Origin of the sequence: Turicibacter bilis (assembly GCF_024499055.1) — a bacterium.
Lineage (GTDB): Bacteria > Bacillota_I > Bacilli_A > MOL361 > Turicibacteraceae > Turicibacter > Turicibacter bilis.
In genome coordinates, this window is the sequence record NZ_CP071249.1 from 1141863 (window position 1) to 1150000 (window position 8138).

Sequence of the window (8138 nt, forward strand, 5' to 3'; positions counted from 1 at the left end):
CCCTCCATTTTATTTGTTAAGTTTAATCCAATTTTCAATACGAGTTAGCATCTTATTAAATTGATGCGGATCATTGAAGTTTGGTAATTGTGCAATTAACACTTCATTAACTGGTTTAACCTGTTCCCCATTTTTTTGTACAATAAATAAGCTTTTTCCAAGCTCATCTTGTTTAAATAGAGTTGTCGGTAACTGTAATAAAGCTTGAATATTTGCTTTTGATGTCAGTAACTGATGAAACGCATGTGACTGAGGTTGACTAAATAAATCATTTGGAATGACGTAAAAGGCATACCCACCTGGTTTTAAATAATTTAAATGGTTCTCAATTAATAAATACGGTAGATAGTTGATCCCTTGAGCAGCTAACGTTAATCCTAATTCATTCATTTCTTCCTGTGATAAGTCTCCCTCAGGTAAATCTCCTATAATTAAATCGAGCGGATCGATAAATAATGGTTTTAACGAGCTTTGTTGATAAAACTGAACCGCATATTCTTGCATATCAGAAAGTGTACATGCAATTTTTAATAAATCATGATTGACTTCGACTCCATAAATCTCCTGTGGTTCAGTCCCTAAATGATTTAAAACAGCCGTTAATAAATTTCCAGTTCCTACTGTTAAATCACCTAGACGAACTTCATTAAAGTTTTTAACAAACTTAGAGATTAAATACCCCAAAATAAGAGCTATTGAATCTGGTGTCATAATCGCATTGGTTAAACGTTCTGATTTTAGTCCTTTCAAAATCGCTAATTGAAGCGCTTTTCTAATTTCCTCTTGCGTAAACTCTAACCCCTCTAATGTTGCATAATGTGTTTGCAAAGCTTTCTTTGACTCTTCATTTATTGATTGGTTAATCTCTTGCGACATGATATTTTGACAAGATTCACACATCGCATGTAAATAACTCATCTTAAGCTCTGAGCTAATGATCATCGAGGTTTCATCTACGAGATCAAATAGTTGTTCAATTACTTCAGGTCTAAGCACTAAAAATCACCTCTTCATGATATACACATTGATTTTACTACAACTTAAAGCCAATGTCACTGTTTTACTCCAAAAAATGTTATAACGTTTATCTTATTTTGGAGTTTGTGAAAAAGCGCTTAAACTTAAACCTCAATGAGTTTCTTCGGCAGCGCATACGCTTAATTCATCTAGATGTTTTTTTAAAAAAAGTTGTATTAGATATTTTGGGTGGTAAAGACATTCTTATTAACAACGATTTTTCTAATTTAATCTATTGTCACTTTACCGTATCATGACTAATTGAATTTCAACACGTTTGTCTAACAGAGCAAAAAAATGAGTAAAACGGCTGTTTTACTCATTTTTTCCTTCCATTCCTTGAGATGATTTAATTCCTGATTTATCAAATTCATTCATGATACTATTAATGACTTTAGGTGCTTGATCTAATAATCGTTCATATAAAGAGGTACGTTCCTCAATATGCTTTAATTCGACACCTGATTGATTTACGACTAAGAAAGCAATTGGTGTAATGGAAACTCCACCTCCACTTCCACCTCCAAATGGGGGTTGATCATTAGATGATGTTTTACGTTCCGCTTCAAATTCACTACCACCCGCTGCAAATCCAAAACTCACTTTTGAAACTGGAATAATAGTTTCTCCATTTTCAGTTTTCACTGGATTCCCAACAATCGTATCAACGTCCACCATCTGTTTAATATTTTCCATGGAGATTTTCATCAAATTATGAATTGGATGTTCAGCCATGATATCATTCCTCCTCTAACTTAAGCATTTGTTTAATCGTTAACAATTCTTTAAAAGATAATAAAAGAACAATTATAATATCAACGATTCGAAACGAGAGTATACATGAGAGATTTAGGAAAATCGAATTTCCACTAAACTTGCTTGTCACATCAAAGTGATACGAATCAATTTTTTTCACATAACGCTCAATAAACCGATAAATATTTGCTTGAACGCCCCAAATCACTCCAAGTAGACATCCGGTTGTCATCGCGTCATCTAAACTAAACTCAACAACCGAGTCTAATTTCTGAATTCTAATTTTTGTGGTTAGCCGGATAAGAACGGTTCTCGCCTCTTTTAAAATCACCTTTCCTCGGTGAATCATTTGCTTAATCTCCTTGAAATCTAATTTCTGCTTCACCTTCTTCTCTTTAACCTTTTCTTTTTTCTTAAGCGTCACTTTTTCAACCTTTCGTCCTTTTGTTTCAGGTTGTTCAACCGTTAGCACTTTAGATTTCACCTTAACTTTAACGGCTTCCTTTACTTCAGTCTTTGTAGCTTTCTCTTCTGCTACCTTTTTAACTTCATGAATTTGTTGACTTGCCTCTTCTTTCATCGACTCACTTAAGACATCATCAACATTGACTCGATATTTAAACCATAAATATCTTAGTTCAATCCATCCATATTGATTTTGAACAAAAATTTCTATTTTAATTCTAATGAATAATAACAGAATGATAATCCCCGAGAGTACTAACAAAAAATAACCAATCCATCGCATAATCTAATCCCCTTAATTTAGTCTTTTCTGATAGTATGCTTCAAATAAAAAATTTTATTCCTGCCTTTCACTTCTCCCCCCTCCCCTCTAGCAAAAAAAGTCGCTAGCACTACTGCTAACGACTTTTCTCTTATTCAATAAATGACATATGATACTCTTTAAACCAAACATGAAATTGATATAAATAAGCAATTAATTGAGGTTGAGTCATTAATTGTCCAAACCATGGACGCGTAATAATTTCTTCATTGGTATTCGCAAGTGCCCATAATTTTTGCTCATCAAAAATCTCATGTAAAATTGAATCAGAATCACTCAATGCTTCTCTTAACAATGTTTGAATTAATTCAGTATAGTGAGGGTTATGTGTTTTTGGATACGGATTTTTTTTACGATATAACACCTCATCAGGAAGCACCCCCTCTAATGCTTTACGTAACAACCCTTTTTCCATTCCATCATAAAATTTCATCTCCCATGGAATATTGTATAAATATTCCATCAAACGATGATCCGCAAATGGGACACGAACCTCAAGACTAGCTCCCATACTCATCCGATCTTTTCGGTCAAGAAGCGTTGTCATAAACCATTTCGTATTCAAATAAGTTAACTGGCGTTTTTCATTATTTAAGTCACTATCACCCTCTAAAATAGGTGCCATCGCTACTGATTCATTAAATCTTTCTGTCGCATACCCGACCAAATCTAATTTTTCTTGCCACTCTGGTTTTAATAACGTATTACGGATAGCCAAATCTCGAAGCCATGGAAACATTCCATTCATTGGTTCGCGGTAAAACCAAGGATAACCACCAAAAATCTCATCTGCACATTCTCCTGACAAACTCACGGTAAAATCCTCTTTAATTTTTTTACAGAACCAATAAAGTGACGAATCTACATCTGCCATTCCCGGCATATCATGAAAATGAACAGCATCCGTCAAAGCATCAGCCAAGTCTTGATTACTAATGACACAATAATGATGATTTGTATGATTTAAATCGGAGATTAATTTAATAAAATCATTATCTTGGGATACCGTAAAATCTGTTTTTTTGAAATATTTTAAATTATCTTCATAATCAATAGAAAACGTATGAAGATTTTTCATTTGACTTGCCGCAATCGCGGTAATCGCAGATGAATCAATACCTCCTGATAAAAAAGTACACAATGGAACATCAGATACTAATTGACGCTTAATCGCATCTAATAAAATTTCTCTCGTTTTAGCAACAGTTGTTTCAAAATCATCTTTATGCTCGTTAGCTTCAAGCTCCCAGTATTGAGTCAATTCAACATGACCAGCCGAAACTTTCATATAATAACCTGGTTTTAACTCTTCAATCCCTTTATATAATCCATGACCTGGTGTATGAGAAGGGCCAACCCCTAATAGTTCTTTAAATCCTTCTAATGTTATTTCATTTTTGCGCGTATACTGTAAAATCTGTTTTTGCTCTGATGCAAAAATTAATCCGTCTGGTAATAAACAATAATATAAAGGTTTTACCCCCGCACGATCGCGCGCGACATACAGACTTTGCTCTTTACTATTCCATACGGCAAATGCATAAATCCCATTTAATTTTTCAACTACTTTTTCTCCAAAACACACATACGCTTTTAACAATACTTCTGTATCTGAATGACCTTTAAATGTATAACCTGCCTCTAATAACTCTTGACGAATTTCCTCTGTATTATATAGCTCACCGTTGTATACCATTGTATAATGGTGAAACGCCATTGGTTGTTTTCCTTGCTCAATATCAACGACTGATAAACGACGGTGTCCTAAAAATACATGTTTATCATAAAAGGTTCCACCTTCATCCGGTCCACGATGTAAAACAGCTTGCACGCAACTCATATCATAAGGTGTCTTCACCTCATTCAATTGATAATTAACGACTCCAAAAATTCCACACATCTCTACATCACCTCATCAAAATCTCTTTAGTGGGATAAAATAAAAATAATTTGTACGACATATCCTATGCAAAAACCTACGAGGTTGAAACAAGTTTTCACTTCTGTTAATATATTTTTATATTTACAAGAAAGGACATTTTCTCATATGAAACGTCTAATGATTAAAATGATTCGTTTTTATCAAAAATATATTTCTGTACAATCAGCTCCAAGCTGTCGCTTTATCCCAACCTGCTCTCATTATGCCATCGAGGCCATCGAAACACATGGTGCTATTAAAGGTGGTTATCTAGCAGCTAAGCGAATTTTACGTTGTCACCCATGGGGAAAAATGGGCTATGACCCTGTCCCATCCAAATGCTGCAAACATCATAAAGATACTCCCCATTCTCAAAAGTAAACTATTTTTTCATTTGAATAATTGACATAAAACAACAGGATTGCTATACTCATAACATTGTAAAATTCGATCGATAAAAGGAGATGAAAGGATGGATTTAATTACACTCTTTGAGTATATTGGTTTATTTGTATTTGCTGCATCCGGAGCTATTTGTGCCATGGAAAAGAAAATGGACCTATTCGGAATTTTAATTTTAGCAACTGTAACTGCCATTGGAGGTGGTGTCATTCGAGATGTCGTCACTGATGTTGGAATCCCCGTCTTTTTTTCCAACTATCAATACTTATTAGTGATCATAATTGCAACCTATTTAGTCATCTTATTTCGTGGACAAATAAAATGGAGAAATTCATTTATCATTTTAGATGCGCTCGGTTTAGCCGTATTTACTATTGCAGCGGGAATGAAGGCCATTGAATCTAATTATAATTTTATGACTTTCTTATTTGTCTCTGTCATTACAGCAGTAGGTGGTGGAGTTATTCGTGACGTCTTAGCTCAGCGAGTTCCTACCATTTTAAAACGCGAAGTTTATGCTGTTGCTTCTTTAATAGGAGCAATCTGTTTTTGGTTTATTCATCCAATACTAGGAATAACGCTAAGTTCGTATTTATGCTTAGGATTAATTTTGTTTATTCGACTTATCACGCTCTATTATCATATTGAACTCCCTTATGCAGATAAAGAAGAAATTCATTTCTAACCCGATTACATGATAAATCGGGTTTTTTCTTTGCTCTGAATTTAAAACACGGTATAATAGTTCTATAATTTTAGAAATGTAGTGGTGATAAAGTTGAATTTAATGACAATTGAAAATATAAGTAAAAGCTACTCCGTTAAAACATTGCTCAAAGATATTTCATTTGGAATCAGTGAAGGAGAAAAAATTGGAATTATCGGAGTTAACGGAACAGGGAAATCAACTCTTTTAAAAATTATTGCTGGTGTTGAAACACCTGAAACAGGAAAAATTACAAAAGGAAATCGTGTTCGCATAGAATACCTCTCACAAAACCCACACTTTGATGAAGAAGCAACCGTTTTAGAGCAAGTCTTCAAAGGAAATTCTCCTGAAATGAAGCTATTACGTGACTACCAAGAAATTCTTGATGTCTTACAAAACGAATATAATGACGAAATCAATGAACGTTTATTAAAGCTACAAGATCAAATCGACCGCTTAAACTTATGGGATTTAGAAAGCGAGGCCAAATCTGTTTTAACTAAACTTGGAATCACGAATTTCTCACAAAAGGTGAAAGAACTATCAGGGGGACAACGTAAACGTGTCGCTCTTGCTTCAGCTCTTATCACACCATGTGAATTATTAATCTTAGATGAGCCTACCAACCACTTAGATAACGAAACGATCACTAAATTAGAAGACTACTTAAATGGACGTAAAGGGTCACTCTTAATGATTACCCATGACCGTTACTTCTTAGATCGTGTCACAAACCGTATCATTGAATTAGATAAAGGAAAATTATATAGCTACGATGGAAACTATTCATTATTCCTTGAAAAGAAAATGGAACGTCTTCAATTAGAAGCAGCTATGGAAGATAAACGTCAAAACTTATTAAGAAAAGAATTAGCCTGGGTACGTCGTGGGGCACAAGCACGTTCAACCAAACAAAAAGCTCGTTTGCAACGATTTGACGAACTTAAAAATCAAGAAAAACCAACTACCCAAGAAAATCTTGATATCTCAGTTGCTTCCACGCGTCTTGGTCGTAAAATCATGGAGTTTAACCACGTCTCTAAATCTTATGGAGACCGTTGCCTCATTCAAGATCTTGACTACACACTAGCAAGAACGGATCGTATCGGAATTGTTGGACCAAATGGAATTGGAAAATCCACATTAATCAATTTAATTCGCGGAAAAATTAAACCTGATTCAGGAACCATTGATATTGGAGAAACAGTTAAGATCGGTTGCTTTGCTCAAGAAAGTGAAGAAATGAAACCAACCATGAGAGCTATCGATTATATTAAAGAGAAACGTGAATATATTGAAACAGCCGATGGAACCCGTATCACGGCTTCACAAATGTGTGAACGTTTCTTATTCGACGGACATCTACAATATTCTCAAATTGGTACTTTATCAGGGGGAGAACGTCGTCGTCTATACTTATTACGTATTTTAATGGATGCACCAAACGTCTTACTACTAGATGAGCCAACCAATGACTTAGACATCGATACATTACGCCGCTTAGAAGACTATCTTGACGAATTTAACGGAATTGTGATTACCGTTTCTCATGACCGTTACTTCTTAGATCGTATCTGTAATAAAATCTTTGCCTATGAAGGAAACGGGCACATCACTATTTATACAGGTAACTACAGTGATTACCTTGTTTTTCAAGAAGCTAACGCTTTAGCTCAAGAAGCTGCACAAGAAGAAGTTAAAGTTAAAGAAACACTAAAAGCAAAGCCACGTCTTGAGAAAAAAATTAAATTTACCTTTGCTGAGCAAAAAGAATTTGAAACGATTGATGATGAAATTGCTGAGCTAGAAGAAAAAATCTCACAATTAGATGAACAACTCGTTCAATACGCCACTGACTACGTTAAATTACAAGAAATTATGTCAGAAAAATCAGTCGTTGAAGAAACATTAGCTCATAAATATGAGCGTTGGGAATACCTAAATCAATTAGCTGAAGAAATTGAAAATTCTAAAAAATAAAAAAATACTCGACCAAAAGGTCGAGTATTTTTTATAATCCAAAGAATGTTGTAAATAATTTAACCGTAAAATCGTGATCTTCAACTGAAGCTAATTCACGAATTGAGTGCATCCCAAGTAAAGGAGCCCCCATATCCATAACCGGAATCGTTAAAATTGATGATGTAACTGGACCAATTGTTGTTCCACCACGTACATCTGAACGATTATAGAATTTTTGATATGGTACTTCGGCTGTTTGACATAATCCTTCAAAAATTGCCATACAATGGCTATCTGTACTATATGAACCAGAAGCAGCAATTTTAAGTACTGGTCCTTTCCCTAATACTGGACGATGTGTCGGATCATGTTTTTCAGATACATTAGGATGAACCGCATGTGCTAAGTCAGCTGAAATCATAACTGAATTTGCTAAAGTACGATGCATTCCCTCACGGTCTTTTCCTAACGCTAATGTTACTCGTTCAATGATATTTGGAATGAAGTTTGAGTTAGCCCCTTGTGCAGTTAAGCTTCCAATTTCCTCATTATCCATACAGATCATCATTTTCGTTGCAGCAGTT

General features: G+C 34.6%; 8 protein-coding genes (1 of these 8 only partly in view). 3 read left to right on the forward strand and 5 right to left on the reverse strand.

The features are described from left to right. Window positions 1-9: 9 nt before the first annotated feature. The 4 genes from J0J69_RS05565 to asnB form a co-directional block, all read right to left on the reverse strand. Window positions 10-996 (reverse strand): class I SAM-dependent methyltransferase, encoded by a 987-nt coding sequence (locus J0J69_RS05565; protein WP_055243868.1) that lies wholly within the window; start codon window positions 994-996, stop codon window positions 10-12. 336 nt (window positions 997-1332) lie between these two features. Beyond that, the gene (gene ytfJ / locus J0J69_RS05570) at window positions 1333-1752 is read right to left on the reverse strand and encodes a GerW family sporulation protein (protein ID WP_055243870.1); all 420 of its coding nucleotides are present in this window, start codon (window positions 1750-1752) and stop codon (window positions 1333-1335) included. A gap of 4 nt (window positions 1753-1756) precedes the next feature. Next, on the reverse strand, window positions 1757-2521 hold the full coding sequence (locus J0J69_RS05575) for a DUF2953 domain-containing protein (RefSeq protein ID WP_212726096.1): 765 nt from the start codon (window positions 2519-2521) through the stop codon (window positions 1757-1759). A 130-nt stretch (window positions 2522-2651) separates the two neighbouring features. Then, complete coding sequence (gene asnB / locus J0J69_RS05580; RefSeq protein WP_212726095.1) at window positions 2652-4460, reverse strand: asparagine synthase (glutamine-hydrolyzing); 1809 nt, start codon at window positions 4458-4460, stop codon at window positions 2652-2654. Between the two features lie 147 nt (window positions 4461-4607). On the opposite strand from asnB, the gene yidD reads away from it, so the two are divergent. The 3 genes from yidD to J0J69_RS05595 all read left to right on the forward strand — a co-directional run bounded on the left by yidD (window position 4608) and on the right by J0J69_RS05595 (window position 7572). After that, on the forward strand, window positions 4608-4862 hold the full coding sequence (yidD, locus tag J0J69_RS05585) for a membrane protein insertion efficiency factor YidD (RefSeq protein ID WP_055305745.1): 255 nt from the start codon (window positions 4608-4610) through the stop codon (window positions 4860-4862). 91 nt (window positions 4863-4953) lie between these two features. Further along, a complete protein-coding gene (locus J0J69_RS05590) occupies window positions 4954-5568 on the forward strand; it encodes a trimeric intracellular cation channel family protein (RefSeq protein ID WP_055243886.1) in 615 nt (204 codons plus the stop codon). Window positions 5569-5670: 102 nt separating this feature from the next. After that, on the forward strand, window positions 5671-7572 hold the full coding sequence (locus J0J69_RS05595; RefSeq protein ID WP_237252730.1) for an ABC-F family ATP-binding cassette domain-containing protein: 1902 nt from the start codon (window positions 5671-5673) through the stop codon (window positions 7570-7572). Window positions 7573-7603: 31 nt separating this feature from the next. Here the strand turns inward: J0J69_RS05595 and J0J69_RS05600 are convergent, their stop codons facing one another. Continuing rightward, window positions 7604-8138, reverse strand: partial view of a M18 family aminopeptidase gene (locus tag J0J69_RS05600; RefSeq protein ID WP_055243893.1) — the 3' portion only. 761 nt of this gene lie beyond the right edge of the window; only the last 535 of its 1296 coding nucleotides appear in the window; its start codon lies off the right edge, out of view — the gene reads right to left on this strand; the stop codon is at window positions 7604-7606.